This is a genomic window from Acidobacteriota bacterium, assembly GCA_034211275.1.
Classification (GTDB): domain Bacteria; phylum Acidobacteriota; class Thermoanaerobaculia; order Multivoradales; family JAHZIX01; genus JAGQSE01.
In genome coordinates, this window is sequence record JAXHTF010000109.1 from 1 (window position 1) to 22,560 (window position 22,560).

The window sequence follows — 22,560 nt, forward strand, 5'->3', positions numbered from 1 at the left end:
GGACGACGAAGCGGTTGCGGAAGCCGATGAGGAAGAAGATGTGGACCAGCAGCCAGGAAAGCCAGGCGAGGAAGCCGGAGAGGCGGAGCTTGCCGAGGACGGCCACTGCGGACTTGCGGCCTAGGGTGGCCATGGAACCTTTGTCCTTGTAGACGAAGGGCTTCGGCGGCTGGTTGCGGAGGGCGCGGCGGACGTTGGCGGCGGCGTGCTCGCCTTGTTGGATGGCGGCGGGGGCGACGCCGGGGATCATTTCGCCGTCCTGCTCCAGGTGCACCAGGTCAACGGCGATGGCGACCTCCGGGTGGCCGGGGATGGAGAAGTCCGGCTCGACCACCTACTGCACGTCGAGATCCAACGTCTGCCAGTCCTCGGGCCGGACTCCGAACTCCCATTCAGCTTGCTCCATGGCCTCGTTCAGCGAGTCATGGTAGGTGTCGGTCAGCTCCTCGCCTTGGTCGTCGAAATAGAGAAGGTAGTAGCCGGGATCCTCGGTGTACTGGACGATCCGGAGTTCAGTTGGAGGAGGCAGCTCACTCGCTCCAAGGGAATGCCGCGTCTTCCCTGTTGGCCGGTGTTGAGGTCCCAGATGAACGTACCTCAGAGGTCTGGAGTCAGAAGTCATACCGCAAGGGCGCGCTTGAGGATCGGCATATTCTTCTCTGCAGAGATTTTAGCAAGACAGCATTGCAGTTTACGGTAGGGCGCCGGCGCTTCGCCCTCCGCGTCACTAATAGAGGACGCATGCTTGCCTTTTCACGCGGGGACGCGCCCCGCTCAGCGACGGCGAGCTCCTACTCCCCCGAAGCCTCCCGATTCGAGCTCTCCGCCGGCTCGGGGGGCTCGTCGGATTGGGCTTCGTCCTCGTGGGGGCCGATTTTGTCGGCGGGGTCGTGGAGGATGAGGCGGGCGGAGCGTTGGTAGGTGAGGTAGGCGCGGGTCCATTCGAAGAGGACGACGAAGCGGTTGCGGAAGCCGATGAGGAAGAAGATGTGGACCAGCAGCCAGGAGAGCCAGGCGAGGAAGCCGGAGAGGCGGAGCTTGCCGAGGACGGCGACTGCGGACTTGCGGCCGAGGGTGGCCATGGAGCCTTTGTCCTGGTAGACGAAGGGCTTCGGCGGCTGGTTTCTGAGGGCGCGGCGGGTAGGGTGGCAGGTGTCGGCAACAATCGGATTTTGACCCTTTCAGCAAACTTCCTCTGACCCACCTACGCTTGCGGGAATCGCCCCGGTTCTCTCCTCCAACCGCCTCTAAACAGTTTGAAGCGAGGTTGACCCTCCTCCGATTTGGTGGACACCTTAGCTCGGCGTCTCGCGGTCGGGGCCGACCAAGGCTTCTGCACCTCCGCTCAATTATTCCCCCACCTCCGCCCGCACCGACCGGTACATCCTCTCGAATGCCCCCATCTTCGCCTCCCCCGGCTGGCTCTGGCAGAAGTCGGGCATCTGGTCGGGAGCCGGCGGCTCCAGCCTTTGGAGACCGTGCTCTTCGACCAGGAGCAATAAAGCCTTGCGGCCGAGACCCATGTGGCGCAGATGATCCTGGACGCGCAGATACATCAGCGCATCGCCCCGCGCCAGGGCGATGCCGAAGGTGAACCGCAGGCCCTCCACCGCGCTGTCCTCCTCGCCGCCCGTCACCGGCGGGTCGATGGCCACGCGCAGCAGGAAGAAACGGTCCGGCTTCTCGACACCGGTCATGTTATCGATGAGCTCGCGCACCAGGCGTGCCTCGAGGAAGTTGATGGCGTCCTCGCTCCGCAGCCGGTCGAGGACGGCCTCCGGGGCCGTCAGGTCGGATTCCTCCACCAGCACCTGCCCCGGCACGAAGCCCAGCCGGCGGCGGCAGAAGGTCTGGAAGCGGGCGCCGAAGGTGCCGGCGGTGACACCCCAGGTGGCCCGCACCATCCCCGACCAGGTCCAGTGGCGGAAGAGGTTCAGCCAGCCCCGGTTGTCCGGGTGCTCGAACTCGTCCTCGAGCCCTAGGTCCAGATAGACCGTCTCCATGACCTGGAGCAGGGAGTGGCAGAACAGGAAGCCGGCGACCATCTCGTCCGCCTGACCCGGAAGCCACAGGCCGGTCCCCGACCGGGGGCGCTGGCGGCGCTCCGGTAGATGCCTCATGAGCGTCCGCCATTCCGGGTAGATCTGGGCGAGCAGGAAATGGAGCCGGTCGTCTTTGCGCAGGCGTTCGAAGAGGTCGTCGAGCTCTCGGGCTTGACAGGTGAAGGCGCCTTCGGGCGCCCCCGACGGCGGGGACCAGGCCTCCCGCAGGCGCACCATGAGGCGCTCCTGGGACATGGTGCCCACGTCGTCGTCGGCCCGGTCGAAAACCTTCATCACCACGTGCTCGCCGAGCTTGCGGTAGCTCTCGAACTGAGACTCGTCGAACCACTGGTCGGCGGTGGACTCGTGGGGGAAGGTGGGCGACTCGATGCCGTAGGTCAGCACATCCCGGGCTTCGTCGCCGGTGAGGCTCGCTTTCAGGTACACGAACAGTCCCGGCGACGCCCCCGGGTCCACCTTGTCGTAGCGGATCGCCCCCACCGCGCAGTGCCATTCGCTGTGGGTGGAGTCTGGGTCGCGGAAGATCCGCCGGGTGTCGATGTCGATCTCGATGCCGAAGTCTGTGCAGCACTTGCGGATCGAATTCCCCAAGTCCTCGAAGGTGGACTCCGGGTCCGCCCCCGCGTCGCTCGCCACGATCAACCGGCAGCGCCGCCGCACCAGCTCGTAGACGGCTAGGTTCTCGAAGTGGCCACCGTCCGACAGATAGACGTAGCGGGACCTTTCGTCCGTCGAGCCGAACAGCTCCGACAGCAAGGCCGCCGCCCCCACCCGCGGCCCCATGCGCCGCCATGTCTTCTTGTGGCGCGGGTTGCCCAGCCACCAGCCGAGGCGCACGTTGAACACCGTCAATAGGAACGCCATGGCCGGCGTCGTCGCCGCCCCCATGTTGGGGCTGGCGGCGGCGCCGGAGATCGCCACCGCCGTGCCCATGGTCATCCCGCGGTCCGTCTGCTGGTACTGCTCCGTGGGCCGGAAACCCCGGGACTCGAGGGTGTCCGTGTCCTCGCCTTTGTGGACCTCGAAGCCGGTGGCGATAGGCGTGAAGACGAACGACGCTCCCTTCCTCTGCTGCCAGGCCAGCTCTTCTCCACCTACCAGGTTCAGGCAGGCGTTGTGGATCGGGTACGGGCCGTCGTAGCCCTGGCCCGGCATGAAGCTCGCGAGCCCCAGGTCGTCGTCCGGATCGAAGCCGGTGAACGGCTGGGCCTGGCGGCGATCATTGGACGCCCCCATGTAGGCCCGCAGGAGACGGTTGCGGTAGAGGAGGTGCATCGAAAACTCATTGATGTCGACTCGCCAGGAGAACACCAAGGCGCCGAACCCCAGCAGCCCCAGGAGCCCCAGGGTGCGCCCGGGGGTGGTGCCCTTCCACGCCCGCTCCGAGTGGCACTGGAGCACCCGGCTGGCCGAGGTCCGGCCGCCGGGGTTTTCGGAGGAGTTGTCGTTCGAGGCCCAGAAGAACTGCTCACACTCGGAGCTCAGGCTCTGGGTCGCCAGAGCCCCGCCCACCATGCCTAGCGATGGGGTGTCGGTGGCGACCGCCGAGGGATGGGCGGTCTGCTCGGGAGCGTTGGGGGACAGGATCACGTGGATCCCCAGGGCCACCAGGGCCAGGGTGCCGACGATGAAGATCTGCGGCGCCGCCGCGGTGACGATCTGCTGGAGCTTGCCTGAGTTCCGCAGCGCCGACGCCGTGCCGGGGCGCGCCCGCTGCGCGGTCTCCCGCCCGACCACCACACCCGCAGCGGTGGTGCCAGCCCAGCCGGCGGTCAACAGGCTGAATGCCCACTCGCCGGCCAGGGCCAGGAGGATCGGCCCGTAGAGAGCCATGCCGGCCAGACCTACCCAGGTGATGGCGTAGATCATCATCCAGGCGCCCAGGCGGCTCCACCATTCGCGCAGCGAATCCGGGAACGACCGGCCCATGAGGCCGGTGTGGAGGAAGCCGGTCAAGAGGAAGACGACGATGATCCCCGGCGCTTTCCAGACGTTGATGTGGAGCAGGTGCCACAGCTCCGTGCGGTACTCCGCCTCGAGCATCCCCTCCAGTCCCGAAGCGGTGGCGGTGAGGGTGTAGATGAGCAGACCCCCGACGGCGCCGGCGATGGGGGCCGAGACGACCACCGCCCGCCAGACCGTCCCGGCGTGGGGCGGCCGCTTCGTCTGGCGCACCGTGCTGACCAGCCAGTAGAGTAACCCCCCCAGGGCCCAGATGCCGAAGTACAGCAGCGCCGCCAGCAGCACCCAGGCCACCGGTTCGAACACCGGCTGGGCGAGCCCCAGATCCTGGTACCAGCCGAACAGCGGTCGCTCCCCCAGCCAGCGACCCAGGAGCAGGTCCCGGTGGCCGTCCACCGCGCCGTCCACCTCCGCCAGCGCTCCGGCTTCGGTGAACCAGAGCCAGAGGGCGGCGAACCAGGCGGCGGCAAACAGCGGCAGCACCACCAGCCACTGGATCCATCCTTGGTGGGCGAAGGCCGGCCAGCGGTGGCTCTTCTCGGGAAAGATCTCCGCCAGGTTCAGACCGATGAAGATGATCGCTACCGCCAGGAAGCCGACGGCGACGAAGACGAGCTCGTAAGCGTCGTTGCGGGAAAACCTCCGCGACAGGAGCAGCAGGAGCCGGGGCAGCAGCAGGATGACGCCCAGGATGAACACCACCACCACCAGGTTGAGCAGCAGGTTGCGCACATAGGTGGACACCAGGGTCCAGGTGTCGGCCGAGAACAGCCCCGCCCGGGGGGTCAGGTAGTTGCTGAACTGACGCAGAAACCGCACCGGGCCGGCTTCGACGCCCTGGCCTTCGTCGGCCTTGCCGGCGTCTTCGAAGGGGGCGGTGTCTCCTGCGCCCGAGTCCGGCGCTTCCGCCTCGGTGTCGGTGGACCCGTCGTGGCGGCAGGCATCTTGGTCCAGAGCCTTCTCCACGTCTGCCAGGCCTTTCCGGTGGATCCACGCCGACAGCCAGCTGCCGATGTATCCACCGCCGGAGTTGACCGACAGGTAGTCGAAGGTGGAGAGCAACCTCAGGCGGGCGAGACCCTGGATGACCCCGAGATTGAAGGTGGCGCTGCGGATGCCGCCGCCGGAAACGGCGAAGCCGGTCAGGCGCGCCCGGTGGGCCCGCTCGATGGCGTCCCCGGCCGGGTCGTCCGAGGTGTCCGAGGAGTGGGGATCGTCGCCTCCGGCACCGCGGCCGCGAAGCGCCCGGCCTGCGTCGATGGCGGCGAGCTCGTGGTCGAGCAGCTCCCGAAAGCTCCAGGCTCGTTCGTCGGCGGTACGGTTCCGGCTCATGGCTGTCCCCTCTGTTCAATTCCGGGTCGGTCAGCTCGCTTGGGTCATCAGGTGGGCGATGCGCTCCGACAGGGCGCCGATGGTCATCGACGGATTCCGCCCCGTGGGCCGCGGCAGCACGGCGCCGTCGGATACATAGAGCCGCGGGTGGCCGAACACCTCGCCCCGGTGGTCCACTACGCCGTCGTCAGTGCTTCGGCCCATGGCGCATCCACCCAGGGGATGGACCGTCACCAGGGCTTTCTTGAGACGCCACCAGAGGGGCAGCCGGTACTCGCCACCCTCGACCTCCGACAGGCGCTCGTGGACGTCGATCAACGCGTCGATCACCCCCCGGGACGCCGTCAGATCCCAGTCCAGGTGGAGCTCCTTCTTCCACGGGGCCAACCAGCGGCGCCGGAGTCTCAAGCGGCCGTCGGAACCGTCGATCCCCTCCCCCAGCCAGACCATCAGCTGGCGGGTGGGATTCTTCTCGTCGAAGCCCCGCTGGAGGGGGCCGTCATCCAGGCGCTCTTCGAGCTCTCCCCGGAGCCGCTGAGCCAGGAGCCGGCCGAAAAAGCCGTTCCCGCCCGCCGACAGGCGCGAGCGCACCGCCTCGAGCAATACGTTGGGGAAGCCGTCGTCTTCGACGTAGAACCGCGTGCCACCCTGAGAGCCGTCCATGAAGCTCAAACCGGCCGAGATGGTGGGGCCGATCCCCTGGTTTACTTCCACGTCCCGGGGATAACGGGCCGGGGCCAGGAAGTTGGCGTTGCCGCTCCACCCGTGGCCTAGGGTCCGGGAGACATGGGGTAGGGTGCCGTGCTCGTCCCGGCAGCGGAGCAGCAGCTCCGTCGATCCCAGAGAGCCGGCGGCCACCACCACCCGCTCAGCATCGGCCGAGCCGGCGACGAGCTTGCCGCCCTCGATGCGGTCCCAATGGACCCGATAGCCGCTGCCGTTCGGCGAACGCGGCGACTGCGGCTCGATGGAACGCACCAGATGGAGGGGGCGCACCTGAGCCCCTTTCGCCTCGGCGGCCGGGATGTAGTTCAAGTCGAGGGTGTTCTTGGCGTGGACGTCGCAGCCGATGTCGCAGTTGCCCAGATGGACGCAGGTCCCCTGCTCGACTCCCTGATCGTTGGTGAAGCGCTTCGAGTGCTTCGTGTCGATGGGGTCCGGCAGGCCGTAGTGGTATTCGTCGTCGAAGCTGACGGCCAGCGGCACGCTTTCGAACCGGTCGCCCCAGCCCCGGGCCTTGGCGGCCCGCCGCAGCAGGTCGAACCGATGGGTGCGCTGTTTGTCCGGGATCGGCCGCACCCGGAGCATGCGGGCGACGCGGGCGTAGTAGGGCGACAGCTCGTTGGAGGTGATCTCCGGCGGCCACGGGTCGGAGAAAATGTTGGCGTCCGCCTCCATGACCACCGACGAGTAACAGAGCGACCCGCCCCCGACGCCGGCCCCCTGGGCCACCGCCATGCCGCGGAAGAAGCGCAAGTCCAGCCAGCCGTGGTGTTTTTCCGGGTGGCGGGCGTGGTAGAGCCACGGATCGTGGGAGGTGCGCGGGTAGGTGGCCGGGGTCCAGCGGCGGCCACGCTCGAGCACCAGGGTGCGTGCCCCGGCCTCCGCCAGACGGCAGGCGGCGACCGCGCCGCCGAAGCCGGTGCCGATGACGATAACGTCGAAGCGCTCGGGGCGATCTCCCATGACTCTACTCCGTCCCCGTGTAGGGGGAAGGCGGCAGAGCCGAGGGTCCGCTGGTGCCGGAGATCCCCGTCGGCGCCACGCCGCCCTCGAAGTTCGGGATGTCCTTGGGGATCCAGAAGTGGAGCTGCTTGTCGGACCCTTCGGAAACCACGTCGTCGGTGAGCGTGATCTTGCCGATGCGTGTCCAGTCTTCAGCGTCCAGGGCTTTGACCTCGATATCCATCACCAGCTGACCGTCGGGGTAGTTGCGCAGACGGATCTCGTCGCGGAAATCTTCTTTGTCCACCCGCGGCGTGCCGGGGGCGGGCATCACGCGCATGAGATCGGGGGTCACCACCGGCTCGCCCGGCGCCACCCCGAGGGTGGAGATGGGATAGAGCTGGCGATAGCCCGGCCGGGTGTCGAACATGCGGAAGATCAGCCGGTTGATGGTGTTGGCGATCGGGTCGAGGCCGATCGTCGGGTAGTTGGTCATCTCGATGTCCAGCACGTGCTTGTCGAACGAGCCCGACAGGTGGCTCACCAGGACGAAGTTGCCCGGCCAGACGTGCTGGTCCGGGTCCATGGTGGGAAAGACCTTGCCCCCCATGCCCAGGGACCGCGGTTTGCCCTGGTCGACGAACAGGCCCGCCACGGACATCCGCCCCAGGAACAGACCCTTCCTCCCCGGGGCGAACCAGCCGGTGAAGGTGTTGGAATCCGAGTCGTCGATCTCCCAGACCCCGGTGTAGGCCACCCCGTGTCCGTGGATCAGCTTGTCGTAGACCGGCCGGATGTCCCGGTGGTCGTGCATGTTCCGGGCGGAGTCGTTGAGGAACTGGAAGAAGGTCGAGACTCCCAGGCTCGGCTGCTTGGGGTTTTCCGGGTAGGGGTTGCTCCAGGTGCCGTCGCGCACCGTCCGGAAGGTGGTGCCGGTGTAGCGGAAGACGTTGCGGTCCTTGAAGCGCCAGAACGGCAGGATCTGCATGGTCATCAAGAGGAACGGCAGCTCGAGCAGGAACAGCGACCCGTCCAGGATGCCGAACTGGGGATAGGCCCCGGGCCAGAGCACCAAGAAGAAGATCACCCCCGGCGGCCGGGCGAACACCGCCAGCCAGGCGTTCGCCCGGTAGCGGTACGGCCGATTGGCTCCGGGGATGTAAAACAGCGACAGGAGCACCAGGATCATCGAGGCGAAGGAGGTCCAGACCGGGTCCAGGGTTGCCCGGGCGCCCACCAGCTCCAGCACCTGGCCGGGGGCGACGATGGCCGGGATCCCCAGCGCCCAGTCGGCGATGATCCCCAGCCAGAGGGTGATCTTCAGCCAGCGGGTTGCGTGCTCGCGGGTGCCACGCTTGGCCTGGTTGGCGTCCGGATAGAGCTCGCCGACTTCCGATGCCTTCGGCTGGTGCTTCATGGTCAGCAGCAGCAGCGGGAGCTGGATCAGGAACAGCGCCCCGTCCAGGATGCCGAACGCCGGGTAGGTCCCCGGGTGGAGGACTAGAAAGTAGATCACTCCCGGCGGCCGGGCGAAGACCGCCAGCCAGGCGTTGAACTTGTACCGGTAGGGCTGGTTCGCCCCGGGGATGTAGAACAGTGATAGAAGCACCACCAGGAGCGCCGCGAAGGCGGTCCAGATAGGGTCTCCCGTCTGCCGGAAGCCCAGGATGTCGAGCACCCATTCGGGGGCGAAGATGGTGGGGATTCCCAACGCCCAGTCGGCCAGAATGCCAAGCCAGACCGAGCGGCGGAACCATTTGGCGTATTTGTTGTCCATCCGGTGTCTCCTTCCCCGTGACTCCGGGGCACTCGTCGAGCTTGGTCAGAGGGTCTTCAGATATTCGAGCAGGGCTCGTTTGTCCTCGCCCGGCAGATCGGTCCCCCAGAGGTGGCCCTGGTTGGAGTTGCCGGTCTCCGAGGTGTCGTAGATGGTGCCCAGGCGCGCCGCGTCTTCGCCTTCCGCGACGAAGCCCATGCGCTCCGGGTCGTAGACGTCGTAGCCACGCACGAACCTCTCGGTACGTTCGGCCGGCGGCAGGAACAGCTCGTCGAGATACGGCACCGAGCCGTTGTGAAGGTAGGGCGCCCGCAGCCACAGGCCGTCGAGCGGCACCGACACGTAGCCGCCGGTGGAGCGGAAGTGCTGGAATTTGCCCTCGGGGCCCGCCTGCTGGCGGTTGTAGGCATCGGCCGCTTCTTGGGTCCACATCTGGGCCCGGTGGGGGTCGGTGCGGTGGTCGCCCAACTCGTCGCGCCAGGTGTCGTCCGACAAGGGCAGCGCTTTGCCGGTGGTCTCACCCCGGGGGCCGTGGCAGTCGTCGCAGGCGCGGGCGAAGACCGCCTTGCCGGCGCGGGCGAGGTCCGGGTCGATCTGGTCGGGGAACAGCTCGTCGAAGGGTGGCGCGGGGAGGTTCAGGAAATGGTTCTCGACCTCCTGCAGCCAGTCCATGGGCAGGGACTCTTCCGTCGCCCCGTCCCCCAGGGCCGACGACACCACCACCTCGTGGACCGAGGTGTTGAGGCCGTCCCAGTGGTAGGCGCGGCCCTTGCCGGATTCGTCCGCCAGGTTCCAGATCGGCTGCATGTCGGAGTTGCCGATGGTGTCGCCAGGGTCGACGTCGAGGATCGCTACCTTGACCGGGTTGAAGGGGTCGATTCTCCCTCGCCCCCAGTCCGGCCGGGAGTTGGTCCACTCGAACTCGGCCTTTAGGTTGAGAAGCTCCTTCCGGGTCTGGGGAATCAGCACAAAGCGGTAGAGCAACCGCTCCCTTGGCGACAGCGTGGTGACCTGACCGATGGCGTTCATGATGTTGCCGGCGGTGAAGCGCGGATCGGCGGCGCAGGCGAACAGGAACCGCTGGTAGGCGAGGATGTCCTGGGTGGTGCCCGGAGCGCCCACGTAGAGGCGAGCGGTGACGTCCCCTTCCTTGCGCACCGTGCCGGCGTGGCATAGAGCGCAGTTGATGCCGACTCGTTCGAAGCCGATGGTGCGCTTCGAAAATCCCACCGGCAGCTCCCGGCCCTGCTCCCAGGGGAACCCCAGGCCTGCGTAGCCGCCCGGATTCGGCAGGTACTCGGGGAACATCTTGGGCAATACCAGCCAGATCCAGTACGGCACCCCGCCGGCGTCTTCCGTGCCGATGGAGCCGTACTTGTAGCGTTCCTCGAACGAGTCGTCGGCGAGCTCCTGGGGCACCTGGCGGAAGAGATGCCACCAGGCGAGGAGGCCGACGAGCACGGCCAGCCCGACGAGAACCAAGAGGGCGGTCCAGACCTTCGATCGACGGTGTTGGGTCATGTCGGATTCCTCTCTCAGAAGGTCTTCATGTATTCGACGATCGCCGCCTTGTCGGCGTCCGGGAGATCGGTCCCCCACTGGTGCCCCGAGTTGCTGTTGGACGGCAGACGGGTGTCATAGCGGAAATACTCCCGGCTGCCCTCCCGGCGGACGTTCCAGACGAAGCCCACGTCGTCCTGGTCGAAGACGTCGTAGCCGCGGTAAAACACCGTTGGCCGCTCCTCTGGCGGGTCGAGCAGGGCGCGCAGCGTCGGCACCGAGCCGTTGTGGAGATACGGTGCCCGGGCCCAGATGCCGTCGAGCGGCTGATTGGCGTAGCCGTCGGTCTTCTTGAAATGGGTGAAGCGGTACTCGGAGTCTGGGTAGAGGGTGTACTGGTTGGCGGCGAACACCTCGGTGTAGGAGCTCAGGCGATAGGGATCGGTGCCCACGTCGGCGAGCTTTTCCACCTTGCCCACCCGGTCGCCGGTGACGATGCCTTCCTTGAACCGGTGGTCGGCGTGGCACGCGACGCAGTGGACCCGGTAAATTGCCTCGCCGCGGCTGACGAGATCCCGGTCGATGGGGAACGGGTACTCGGGCGGTGGCAGCTCGTACACCCACTCGCGCACCCGGGTCAGGCGTTCGTGGTCGATGGTTACCGGGGTGACGCCCGCCCCCAGGGAGGCGGAGAGATTGCGCTCCATGAGCGACGAGTTGTTGCCGTCCCAGTGGAGGTCCATGCCTTCCCGCGGCTTCTGGTTCCACAGTGACGGAAAGTCCGAGGCGGCGGTCAGCTCGGCGATCGGCAACCGCTCCAACTGCCAGTTGAACTGCATCCCCTTGTACGGGTTGAAGGTATCGACCCGGCCCGGGCCCCAGGCGGTCACCTCGTCGCCCATGATCAGCCGGAGCTGGCGCTGGAGTTGGAGGGTCTGCTCGCGGGTCCGTGGGATCACCGCCAGACGGAAGAGAAAGCGGTCGAAGGCGTTGAGATCGGTGCCCGCCTGCGCGATTTTGCCCAGCAGGTTGTCGGCGTCGAATCGGGGGTCCAGGGTGCAATCGAGGACGAAGCGGAAAAAGTCCTGGAGGGCCAGCTGATGGGACGGCATGCCGACGAGGATCTGTGGCTCGTCGTCGGGAGAGGCGCGCACGGTGCCGGTGTGGCAGACGGCGCAGTTGAGCCCCACCTGGTCGAAGCCGAGGCGCTGGCGCCGGGACACGCCGATGGGCATCTCGTGGCCGTTCTCGAACAGAAAACCCAGGGACGCGTAGCCTTCGCCCGGCAGCATGTCGGGGCACACCTGAGGCAACACCCGAAAGATCTCATAGGGTGGCAGCAGCCCCCCGGCGGCATTGACCAGGCTGCCGCCGGGCTCGCTGCCGATGGAGCCCCACTTGAAGTGCTCCACCGGGTTCTCGTAGTCCACCGGCACGTCGGCGCGGAACCGGTGGGCGATGAGCGCCAGGGGAATCAGCACCGCGAGCACCGCCAGGGCGATCAGCAGTTTGCGCCGCTGTTTGGTCTGGTGGCGGTCGACGGGGCTCTCGTGGGTCGCGTCGGTCAGGGTTTCGGTGCTGGTCTTGGTGTGGGGCTGTTCCTGCTTCATGTCTCACCTCCCGCTCGGTTGCGGTCCGCCGCCTTGGCGTCTTCCAGGATCACGGCGCTCGCTTTCTCGGCCACCATGTAGATGGCCGAGACGATGAACAGCCCCGGGATGTGGGGGAACACCGAGGCGTCCACCACCCGCAGGCCCCGGGTGCCGCGGACGTTGAAACGGCTGTCGAGCACCGCTTCCGGGTCGTCGTCCGGGCCGATCTTGCAGGTGCAGGAGGCGTGGTGGCCCCAGGCTTCGTCGCGAACGTAGTCTTCGATCTGTTGGTCGGTTTCCAGAGGCTTTTCCGGCCACGCCGTCCGGTGGATGTATTTGTTCGAGCCGCAAGCGATGCTCTGGATGAAGCGCACCCCTTCGACCATCGCCGCCATGTCTTTGCCCTCCGGATCGCAGTCCGGGTCGAAACAGCGAAAATCGATTTGGGGCCGCTCCCGGGGGTCAGCCGAGACGATTTCCACCGTCCCTGCCGGGTTGTGGGTGTAGCCCTTCAGCACCGCCCAGGTGAGCTTGTTTTTCGCTTCCTGGGTGCGGGTCGAATATTCCGGGTAGTAACCCCGGAAGTCGGTCGGCAGGGCAAAGACGAATAGATCCGCGTCTTTGCAGGCCGGGTCGGAGCGTTTGAGAATCGACAGCACCCCGCCGTTGGTGGTGTAGAAGCCGGAGCGGTGCTCCTTCCACTGGGCGAGCGCAGGGTCGGTCTTCACCCCCGGTTCCGGCGGTCGCATGGTGGCGTCGGCGAGAGCGGCGAACGGCTCCTTCATCTCGTAGACGATGGAGATCTCGTAGCGGTCCTGGAGGTTCTTGCCGACGCCCGGCGAGCTCACTCGCACCGGGATCTCGTGGCGCTCCAGAAGCTCCCGGGGCCCCACCCCCGACAGTTGCAACAGCTGAGGCGTGTTGAAGGCGCCGCCGGCCAGGATCACCTCGCGGCGGGCCCGCACTTGGCGCACTGTGCCGCCGGCTCCTCCGTCTCCGGCCTGAGCGCCGTCTCTGGGCGCCCGGGGGTCGGCCTGGTAGAGGTGCCGGCCTTCCAGGTACTCCACCCCCACCGCCCGCGGGGTGCCGTCCGGGTCGTCCTCGAACAGCACCCGGCTGACCAGCGCTCCGGTGCGGATCTTGAGGTTCTCCGGGTGGGCCTCGCGCACCGCCAGCAGCCGCTCCCGGCTTCCCGCTCGGGCTCCCCGGTCCCGGGTCAGGGGCATCTGGCGGAGGCCCTCCCGGCGTTTGCGCACCGCCCACCAGGTGTTGGGGTCCCCCAGGGTGACCAGGAAGAAGGCGATTCTGAAGAGAGCCACGAACCAGTTGCGGGCGGAAAAGAGGTTCCAGAGCGCCGAACGCTTGAAGACGTTGTAGAGCTCGTTGTCCTGGAGCACCAGCTTCGGGTCCGCCTCCTCCACCGGCAACCAGCCGCGGAAACCGTGGCGTGTGAGGTCAAACCGCAAGAGCTTGTGCAGCCAACGCCAGACGGGTCGGTACCGACAGTCCTCGAGGCGCTGGAAGTACTTGCGCATCCTGCTGCCGCGCCAGGACCGGTCGCCGGTGGCCTCGGCGATTCGGTCCCAGTCACCGTTCGATGGATAGACCAGGATCATGGCGTTGTGGGCCGTGCAGCCGCCGATGGTGGCGGCCCGGGGGTAGAACACGCCGTCTTCCGATTCGGTGAACTTCCAGTCTTTCTTCTGCTGGGCGAGGTCTTCGTAATGGCGGACGAAGAACTCCCAAGAGGTCGCCTCGTCCTCGGACGCGTTGGGGTGGAACGCGGGCACTTGGTAGTTCAGGTTCTCGTCGCTGCCGCCGGCCTCGAGCACCAGCACTCGGAACCCGGCCTCGGCCAGGTTGGCCGCTACCGGACCGCCTCCGGCTCCCGTGCCCACCACGATGTAGTCGAAGTCAACCATCGGTCAGAGCGTCTTTAGGTACTCGATCAGAGCTTCCTTGTCCGCGTCCGACAGATCGGTGCCGAAGTAGTGGCCGCGATCGGTGATGAAGTCCGGACAGTGGGACAGATCGATCAGCGTCGGCACGTTGCTCCGCAGCAGCTCCGTCGCCTGGGCGTCGTCGAGGCCTTCCTTGCCGATCTTCTTGAGATCCTTGGCCAGGCCCCGCACGCCGCTCAGCAGGCTCCAGGTGCTGAACCGGTCGTCACTGTTGTCCACCAGCAGGTTGGCCAACAGGTTGACCGGCGTGCGGTCGGGCACCGGACCGATCTGGATGTTGCCGTCTTCCGTCAGTCCGGCGAGGCCCGCGGTCCAGCCCACCAGGGTGGGCATGGCCGCCTTGTTGACCTTGATGTAGGTGGTCTCCCGGGTACGGGTCACGTTGTGGTCCCGCAGCTCCGGCCACAGCAGCTCGCGGATGCCGCTGTCGAATGCGAACAGGCGCCCTTCGACCGACGGGTCGCCGGTGAAGGTGCCCACCTCGTTGTTGTGGAGGAACGGCGCCGTGGTCCAGATGGAGACCAGCGACGGCACCCGCTGGTAGCCGCGGCCGCCGCCCGGGGTCTCGAAGTCGAACAGGCGGTCCCCCACCGGATCGTAGAGCTCCACCGTGCCCACCGCCGGCAGGCTCTTGTAGGAGCGCGACGCGAAGTTGTCGTACACATGTCCTTCCATGGCGTTGGTAGCCATGGCGCTGCAGATCTCGCTCTCGAGGGCGCCGGTGGCGAGCCCCCGCAGGCGCGAGCGCTCCAGGTGCTCGATCAACGTGTCCGACAGATCCGGGTTTTCGGCCCGGTAGCGCGCCGCGACCTCCGCGGGCACGCCCCGGGGCGCGTCCCATTCGAGGAGCGGCTGGTGCACCGGGATGCGGGCGTCGGTGGACAGGAAGTTGTTCTCGAGGAATTCGGGGGCGAGCACCATTTCGGTCATCGCCCGCTTGAATTCAGCAGTTTCCGTGTGCTGCCAGTAGTCGGCCCAGCACTGGAGCCAGTTCTCGCCGGCGCAGTCGAGACCCCCGTCCATGCCGGGCAGGTCGGGCGGTAACTTGGACGAGTGGCAGCGGGCACAGTTTTCGGCGAAGACGACGGCTCCCCGGCGACCCACCTCTGCCGAGGCCAGGGCCTCCTCGTCCACGTCCTCTTCGGCCATGGCTTCGGCCGCCTGGGGCTCTTCCGCCTCGGTTCCCGGCCCGGTGTCCACGCCGGCCAGGTTGTAGCGGTAGCCGGCGCGAATCAGATAGGCCGCCATATCCGCCGCCCGGTCCTGGGTGGCCTGCCAGAATACAGAGTTCTCCTGCGCCGCCTTCACCGTGAACGGCGTCTGGGGGTTGAAGGGGTTGAGCGAGATGATCAGCTGGATGTGCTTGATCCACTCCTGGTGGTACTCGCCGATGTTGATGTAGACCCGGGTCAGCGCCGCGTCGATGCCCACCGAGTCGGCGCCGTCCCACAGGATGTGGGGTACGCCGAGCTCCGCCACGTCACCGTTCATGTGCTGCTGCACCTCGGGGAGATAGAGCGCCCCACCGTCGATCACCTCCTGATGGAAGCGCTTGCCCGCCGCCAGGCGCGCCGGCACGTCGAAGATGGCATTCATGGCCCGCGGGTTGTTCAGGTTGTCCGATGGCAGGAAGGAGGTGTCGACGGCGCCCGGGAGCTGGGCGTTCAGCAGATGCCACGCGAAGTTGTCCGGGGTCACGTTCGAGCCAAACACCCGGCCGAACCAGAAGTACTGGGCGCCGATGGTGCCCGACATGTTGGCGAAGGTGGGGTTTTCCGGGTCCTCCGGCGGGTGCAGCGGGTGATGACTGATGTGGCAAAAGCCGCAGGACATGCCCACCCGGTAGGGGCGGACGAGTTCGTTGTCGCTGTAGTAGGAGGGGTCGGTGTAGTAGCGGATCGGATCCCAGTTCTCTCGCGCCTCGTCGTCGAAGTTGGGGTTGGGGAACAGGCGCAGACCCATGATCCCCGTGGGCCGGCCGTAGACCTGCTCGTCGAAGGGGTCGTCGGCGGTCGTCACCTGGTCGAGACACAGGCCGTGCTCGTCGGGCGCCGTGGGGCGGGTGAATCCGGGCTCGTTGATCAGGCCCGTGAAGCAGAAGCGGGTGTCCCGGTCGTAGTAGCGGTAGGGTGGCCGGCCTGACTCCGGATACATGGTGTCGGAACAGGCGCCCTGGTACTCCTTGTCGTAGTCCTCGCCGTAGCCGCCCGGGGGGACCGCCGCATGGTAGTCCCCATAGCCGTCGTTGGTCGCCCCCTGGTAGGAGGCTTCATACTTCCGCGCCGCTGCCCGGCCGTCAGGCGAGCAGGGGAACGAAGAGATGGTCTTGAGCAGGTCGTGGGTGCCGAAGCTGTGGTTGGCCAGGTAGTCCCAGAAAGCCTGGTTGCCGCCGGTCCACACCCACCAAGTGTTGCGGCCGCGGATCTCGGCGGGGGTGAGCTCGATGCCGCCATCGGCGTCGGCGAAGTAGTCGGGCTCGTTCTGGCTTTGAGCGAAGTCGGCTTTGGTAAGGCCCGCTGCCATCGCCTCGTCCTGTTCGGGAATAGCGTCGATGCAGCCCTTGATCCCGAAGAACGAGAGCCCCAGCACAATCACCAGCACGACGATAATCAGGCAGCTCTTGAGTTTGCGATTCATAACCTTGTTCCCCCTGCTTCCCGTCATTCAAAAAGTCTTCATGAGCTCGATGAGGGCCCGCTTGTCGGCGTCGCTCTCGATCCCAGCCACGATTCGTTCGTGTCCTTTGTTTTCGATGAAGTCTGGAGCACTGTTCATTTCGAGCATCACCCGCCGGAGCAGTCCTCGAAGACGGTCGTTGTCCAGTAGCTCCCGGGCGATCCGCTCCCGGTGGCGCCGAACTTCTTCGCCTTTGACCGGCTGGAGCACCTCGGCCAGCGGCGCCGGCAGGCGTTCGGCGAGATCGTGGAGCGGAAGATTCCCGAGCATCTTGATCGGATATCCCGGCGGTACCGGCACCGTGACCTCGCTGGGCAGGGGCAGCCACGTGACGTAGTCGCCGGATCGCTTGACGTAGGGACCTGGCGTGCCGTCGGGCCCGGTGCGCCGCGTGGGCCACAGGAGCTGCTTGGCGGCGTCTTCGAAGGCCTGGAGACGAGCGTCGACGCTCGGGTCGTGGACGTGGCGGCCCACCGAGTTGTTGTGGAAGAAGGGCGCCGTCGCCCACAGCGCCACCAGGGACGCGGTGCGGTAGGTGCCGCGTCCACCGGCCGGCGGGCAGAAGGTGACCGTCTCCCCCTCCACGAACGGATGCGGTAGCTCCATCGCCGGCAACGGTTCCAACCCCTTGTAGGCCAGGGACGAGAAGTCGTTCCAGACTCGGCCGTCGAGGGCGTTGGTGGCCATGCTGCGGGCCAGATTCACCCCCGCCGCGGACGCCGGATGGCGCGTGTCGTCGGCCAGGAAGTCACGGTCGAGAAAGTCCGGATCCGCCACCAGGGCGCGCATCTGTCGGCGCCAGGTGTCCGGGGCGATCTCCGGGTCCACCGGTGGCTGCTGGCTCGCGTGGCAAGCGGCGCAGTGGTCGGCAAACACCCGCCGTCCCCGGGCCAGCTCCTCCGGCCCCGCCGTCAGGTGGGCGCCGCCGCCGGGGGCATTCTCGAGCTTCGGGCTCTTGCCGGACATGAGGTACGTCACCAGATCCCCCGCCCGGGCCTGGGTCGCGTCCCACCAGAGGGTGCCGTCGTAGCCCGGGGTGACCATGGCCTGGCCGATGGTGAACGGGCGCTGGCTCCGCGGCGTGCCCCCCAGGAGCAAGTAGGCATCGTGGTCCGCCAGCCAGAGGTTGCCCAGCATGCCGATGTTGACGTAGACCCGGAGCGCCGCCAGCTCGAGGCCCACCGAGTCGGCGCCGTCCTTGAGCACCGTGGGTACCGGAGCCGAGCCGCCGTGGGGCAACTCCTCGGCGGAGGCTACCCCGAGGCGGGCGTCCAGGCGGTAGAGAGCGTTGATCGCCCCCGGGTTGTCGAGATCGTCGGTGGCGATCCTCGAGGTGTCGCTCGTGCCCGGCGGCTGGGCCAGCAAGTAGTCGGTGTAGAAGGCGTGGTCGCCGACCTGGCTGTCGAAGTCGAGCATCCAGGCGAAGAGCGGCCCTTCCTGGAAGTAGACGTTGCCCAGGTGGCCGGTGAGATTCTCCCAGCCGGGCTCGGCGGGGTTGGCCGGGGGGCTTTCCGGGTCGAAGGAGATATGGCAGAAGCCGCAGGAGAGGCCCACCAGGTACGGCGGCTGGTAGCAGTCGCCCCGGGATTGGGCGGCGTTGGTGGCGGCGGACATCTCGTCCCACTCGGTGCGCCGGCCCGGGGTGCAGCCATCGACCGGCTCGAACGGCCGCCCGGCGTCCCACAGGTCCGGGTCGAACTGGGGATTGTCGAAGATCCGCAGCCCCATCACCCCGCTCGGCCGGCCCAGGAGACGGGCGGTCTCGGGCGATACGTCCGGCTCGTCGATCGAGTCCAGACAGAGCCCGTACGCGTCCGGCACGCAGGCGCCCTCCTTTCCCACCTCCGGCGCGCGGCCCGACGGGTCGTTGATCAGACCGAAGCGTTCGAACCGCTCGCCTCGCGGCAACAGCCGGTTGTCCAGCAGGCGCAGCAGGTCCAGCCGGCCGCCGCTCCGTTGGGCGAGATCCCGCCAGGTGTGCTGGTTGCCGCCGGTCCAGTGGTACCAGGTGTCCCGGCCGAGCCAGGCGGCGTCGGACCAGCTCGCCTCTTCGGGACGCGCCCGATACCAGGGGGCGGAACGGATCTCCTCCAACCGCTTCGTCGTCCAGGCGGCGTAGTCGGCGCCCGCCGCCGCGAGATTCTCCACCGCCTCCGGCCCCGCCGCCTGGCGCAGCGCCTCGAGGTACGAGACGTCCGCTGACAGATCGCTCCGCGCCTCGACCGACGTTGCCACCACGTCGCAGCCATCCCGGCAACCGGCGAGAAAGCCGGCGGCGGCCAAAGCGACCGCGACGATGATCGAGATCCTGGGGCGCTGGGGCACGGCGGCAGGTCTCAGGTGGCGACCCGGTAGACGACCAAGGCGGCCAGCACCAGGAGCGAGCCCCAGAAGATAATCCGCCGGGTGCGCAGCTCCCGGATATCCATCGGGGTCTCGAAGACCAGGTCTTCGACCACCCCCGCGCCGGTCCGGGTGCGGGCGGTGCCGGCGACCCCGGCGATGCCTTGGGCCCTGGCCTCGTCGGGGCTCATGGCGTGGGTTTCGGTGGGCTTGGTGCCGCTCACGCCACACCCCCTTCACCGGATGGCCCCGAAGGATCGCTCCCGCCGGATCCGCCCGACATATCCACCGAGGGCCTTGAAGTGCCGGGGAATTGGGGCGGATCGAAGACCGTCATCACCTCCCGCACCATCTCCTCGTGGCTCTCGTATCGGCGCAGGTCGTAGCAGCCCAGGGGATTGGCGATGGCGTTGATCAGGCACCGGTTGCAGAAGGTGCAGGGGCGCTCCGGCAGATCCCGGCCCGACGCGAGGACTTTCGGCAGATCGTTGTTTGCGATCAGCGGCCGGGCTATGGCGACGCCGTCGAAGTAGCCCTCCTGGAGACCGCGGCGGATGAGCGCCCCGTCCTGGTAGCCGCCGGTGTTGAGCACCGGGATCGACACCGCCTCTTTGATCGGCTTGGTCAGTGTCATCGACACCCCTTCGACCGGGTACTTCTTCTTCGTCCGGTTCCAGAGCGCCAGGAAGATCGGCCGGAGAATCTTGAAGTGGAAGAAGCAGTAGTTCAGGAAGCCTCGCACGCCGGAAGACGACATGCCGCCGTACCACCAGTTGAGCTCGTCGGGCGGGAAGCCCCCCGGGGGCACCAGGGGGTGGGGGAAGAGACTGCCGGCCGACACGTGGAGCGCGTCAGCGCCGTCTTCCTCCACCCACTTGCACATCTGGAGGTACTCCTCGGGCCCGTTGCCCTTCCTCTCCCACGGGTAGAGGGCGTTGTTCTCGTCGATGGCGTTGATCTTGACCTGGAGATGGAAGTCGTCGCCCACCTCGCGCCGGATGGCGAGGATCACCTCGTGGAGGAAGCGGTAACGGTTCCTGAGCGATCCACCGTACTCGTCCTTGCGGTCGTTGATGGCCGACGACAGGAACTGGGTGAACAGATACCCGTGGGAGGCGTGGAGCTCGACGCCGTCGAGCCCGGCCTCCCGCGCCCGCCGGGCGCCCTGGGCGAAGTACTGCGCCAGGGTCTCGATCTCCGCTTTGGTCGCCGCCTCGCACAGGAGCCCGTGGAAGGTGTCCATGCTGTCGGTGGACGACAGTCCCGGGTCCATAAAGTTTTCCACTCCGGGTACGTCCCGCTGGCGACCCGAGTGGGATAGCTGCATGATGAATTTGCAGTCGTGCTGGTGAACGGTGCGCCCCACCTCACGCCAGAAGGGGATCTTGTCGTCGTCGTCGATCATTGCGTAGTTGGGGAGGATCCTCCCCCGCAGATGGACCGGCACAAACGACGAGATGATCGCCCCGATCCCGCCGCGGGCGAACTTCTCTTCCCAGTTGATGCGCGCCTGGGTTCCGGAGCCGTTGTAGTTGTCCCAGCGCCCGGAGATGCTGGAGCGGAACAACCGGTTCTTGACGGTCAGGTTGCGAAACTCCAGCGGCTCGAAGATCGGGTCCTGGCTCATGGTGCGAACCCCCTTCCCAAGAATCGTCAGTCTCGATGGCTCGAGGGACTTCGCGGCACGGCTCACGCCGGAACCACGAACTCCGTAGCTGCGCTGCGGCGCAACAGCGGACGAATCGGAACCTCGATCATCACAATCGACGTGGTAAATCCGCGCGGAGTCCGATAGCGCTTCAGATGTTCAGGCGAGAGGCGCTTCAGAAATTCAATTGATATATGTTAAACACTATAGAGTATTGGCTTGCTTGCTGGCAAGTGAGTAGGTCGTGCTCGGAATTCGCCACCTGTCGAAGGCAATGGGTCCTGTTGAGGTCTTGAGCTGAGACCGAGGGGTTTTGCGGGTAGCTGATGGCTGGGCCGTGGGGCCAATTTGGCGAAGACCGGCAGCATTGCGACGCGAGGCGCAACCAGCGGCCACAGCGCACCGTTGAAAGATCGTTGAGGTCAGCTGCCCCGGTGATGGGTTCTGTTTCGCACCCCAGGTGACATACCAAGGGGATGAGGATGGATAGGTTTTGCAGATTTAGGCTAACCTGAGTGGTGGCAATCGATGACGAACCTCTTCGAGATGAGCGCTAGCCAGATCGCGACCGCCATCCGCCAGCGTGTGGTCGGTCCGGTCGAGGTCGTGGCTGCGCACATTGGGCGGATGGAGAAGGTTGATCGTCGCCTCAACGCCGTGGTCACTCCAACCTTTGAGCGCGCGAGAGACGAGGCCCGACGAGCCCAGCGCATGCTCGACGAGCATGGCGAGGACGACCTGCCGCCCCTGTTCGGAGTTCCGATCACGGTCAAAGACTGCTGGCCGGTTGCGGGCGTGCGCACGACCGGCGGTTCTTGGTACCTGCGAGATCACATCGCCGATGAGGACGCTGAACCGGTGCGCCTGCTACGCCGCGCCGGCGCGATCATCCTCGGCAAGACCAACATGCCGGACATGTGCTGGTCGGGAGAGACCCACAACCTGCTGTTTGGCAGGACCCACAACCCGCACCGTCGAGGCTTCACGGCTGGGGGAAGCAGCGGGGGCGAGGGCGCCATCATCGCAGCCGGCGGATCGCCGCTGGGGCTCGGCAGCGACGCGGCGGGCAGCGTGAGAATCCCCTCGGCAGCCAACGGCTGCACGGCCCTGAAGCCGACCGCCGGCCGGATTCCGACCGGAGGCCACTTGCCGCAGTTTCCACCGCAGCTCGACGGCTGGAACACCGCCGGGCCGCTCGCGCGGCGGATTGAGGATCTGACCCTGGCGCTTCGCGTGCTGTCAAAGACACCGGTCCGGGACGTCGGCTCGATTGGGCTCAGCGGGAGATCTTGCACAGTATCGCTCAACCGCTTGCTGCTGCCGGTCCATGGCGAGGTGGTCCGGGCCGTGGATCTCGCCGCGGAGACTCTGCGCGAGGCCGGCATGGAGGTCGTTCCGGCGGACGACCTGTCGCTGAAGGAGCTGGCTTACATCTACGTCGGGCTGATCCGACGGTACGGCCACCCGGCCTTGCGCACGGCGCTCGGAGGCGGTCGCCCCTACCGGCTGTGGCGGGAGGTCGTTCGCAACTTGGCGGGGCGGGGGCGGATTTCGCCCCACGTTCTAGGCTTCGTCTGCTCCCTCGATCTCTTGGGTTTGGCCAGCCAGATGCGGGGTCTCGCCAGCTTCGAACGGCTCGCACACTACCGAAACCAAACTCTCGAGTATCTCGGTAACGGCGGAGTGCTCTTGTGTCCGGTTCTGACCACTCGAGTGCCCAGGCACCACTGGATCTGGACGGTGGCCGTGCGGCCTCCCTACACCACGATGTTCAACGCCATGGGCCTGCCGGCGGCGGTGGTGCCAGTCGGTTCCGACCGACGCGGTCTGCCCCTTGCCGTCCAGGTGGTCGCGGGTCCCGGCGAGGACGAGGTGGCGCTCGCGGTAGCGGCTGAGCTGGAGCGGGCTCACGGAGGCTGGCGCCTGGCAAATTGATAACCGAGGTAGGTGAGGTAGGCGCGGGTCCATTCGAAGAGGACGACGAAGCGGTTGCGGAAGCCGATGAGGAAGAAGATGTGGACCAGCAACCAGGAGAGCCAGG

The 22,560-nt window shown here is 66.9% G+C and carries 13 protein-coding genes and 1 pseudogene; 1 reads left to right on the forward strand and 13 read right to left on the reverse strand.

Features of this window, described 5'->3' with window-relative positions:
• The 13 genes and pseudogenes from SX243_16155 to SX243_16215 all read right to left on the reverse strand — a co-directional run.
• The coding region (locus SX243_16155) for an NAD(P)/FAD-dependent oxidoreductase (protein ID MDY7094505.1) at positions 1 to 334 on the reverse strand (334 nt) is incomplete at its 3' end.
• Complete coding sequence (locus tag SX243_16160; protein ID MDY7094506.1) at positions 335 to 622, reverse strand: hypothetical protein; 288 nt, start codon at positions 620 to 622, stop codon at positions 335 to 337.
• A 169-nt stretch (positions 623 to 791) separates the two neighbouring features.
• A pseudogene (locus tag SX243_16165) lies at positions 792 to 1,106 on the reverse strand (NAD(P)/FAD-dependent oxidoreductase).
• A gap of 243 nt (positions 1,107 to 1,349) precedes the next feature.
• The gene (locus tag SX243_16170; GenBank protein ID MDY7094507.1) at positions 1,350 to 5,357 is read right to left on the reverse strand and encodes a hypothetical protein; all 4,008 of its coding nucleotides are present in this window, start codon (positions 5,355 to 5,357) and stop codon (positions 1,350 to 1,352) included.
• A gap of 30 nt (positions 5,358 to 5,387) precedes the next feature.
• Complete coding sequence (locus SX243_16175; GenBank protein MDY7094508.1) at positions 5,388 to 7,043, reverse strand: GMC oxidoreductase; 1,656 nt, start codon at positions 7,041 to 7,043, stop codon at positions 5,388 to 5,390.
• A 4-nt stretch (positions 7,044 to 7,047) separates the two neighbouring features.
• On the reverse strand, positions 7,048 to 8,799 hold the full coding sequence (locus SX243_16180; GenBank protein ID MDY7094509.1) for a hypothetical protein: 1,752 nt from the start codon (positions 8,797 to 8,799) through the stop codon (positions 7,048 to 7,050).
• A gap of 45 nt (positions 8,800 to 8,844) precedes the next feature.
• Positions 8,845 to 10,320 (reverse strand): cytochrome c, encoded by a 1,476-nt coding sequence (locus SX243_16185; GenBank protein ID MDY7094510.1) that lies wholly within the window; start codon positions 10,318 to 10,320, stop codon positions 8,845 to 8,847.
• Between the two features lie 14 nt (positions 10,321 to 10,334).
• A complete protein-coding gene (locus SX243_16190) occupies positions 10,335 to 11,909 on the reverse strand; it encodes a cytochrome c (GenBank protein ID MDY7094511.1) in 1,575 nt (524 codons plus the stop codon).
• The gene (locus SX243_16195; GenBank protein MDY7094512.1) at positions 11,906 to 13,813 is read right to left on the reverse strand and encodes a GMC family oxidoreductase N-terminal domain-containing protein; all 1,908 of its coding nucleotides are present in this window, start codon (positions 13,811 to 13,813) and stop codon (positions 11,906 to 11,908) included. Before SX243_16195 ends, SX243_16190 begins: the two co-directional genes overlap by 4 nt.
• 3 nt (positions 13,814 to 13,816) lie before the next feature.
• Positions 13,817 to 16,489, reverse strand: coding sequence for a hypothetical protein (locus SX243_16200; GenBank protein MDY7094513.1), 2,673 nt, complete (start codon positions 16,487 to 16,489; stop codon positions 13,817 to 13,819).
• Between the two features lie 27 nt (positions 16,490 to 16,516).
• On the reverse strand, positions 16,517 to 18,853 hold the full coding sequence (locus SX243_16205; GenBank protein ID MDY7094514.1) for a hypothetical protein: 2,337 nt from the start codon (positions 18,851 to 18,853) through the stop codon (positions 16,517 to 16,519).
• 11 nt (positions 18,854 to 18,864) lie between these two features.
• Positions 18,865 to 19,095, reverse strand: coding sequence for a hypothetical protein (locus tag SX243_16210; GenBank protein ID MDY7094515.1), 231 nt, complete (start codon positions 19,093 to 19,095; stop codon positions 18,865 to 18,867).
• Entirely contained in the window at positions 19,092 to 20,498 is a 1,407-nt protein-coding gene (locus tag SX243_16215) for an NADH:flavin oxidoreductase (GenBank protein ID MDY7094516.1), read from the reverse strand. The genes SX243_16210 and SX243_16215 overlap by 4 nt, the downstream gene beginning before the upstream one ends.
• A gap of 549 nt (positions 20,499 to 21,047) precedes the next feature.
• Here SX243_16215 and SX243_16220 point away from each other — a divergent pair.
• A complete protein-coding gene (locus tag SX243_16220) occupies positions 21,048 to 22,454 on the forward strand; it encodes an amidase (protein ID MDY7094517.1) in 1,407 nt (468 codons plus the stop codon).
• Positions 22,455 to 22,560: the final 106 nt, after the last annotated feature.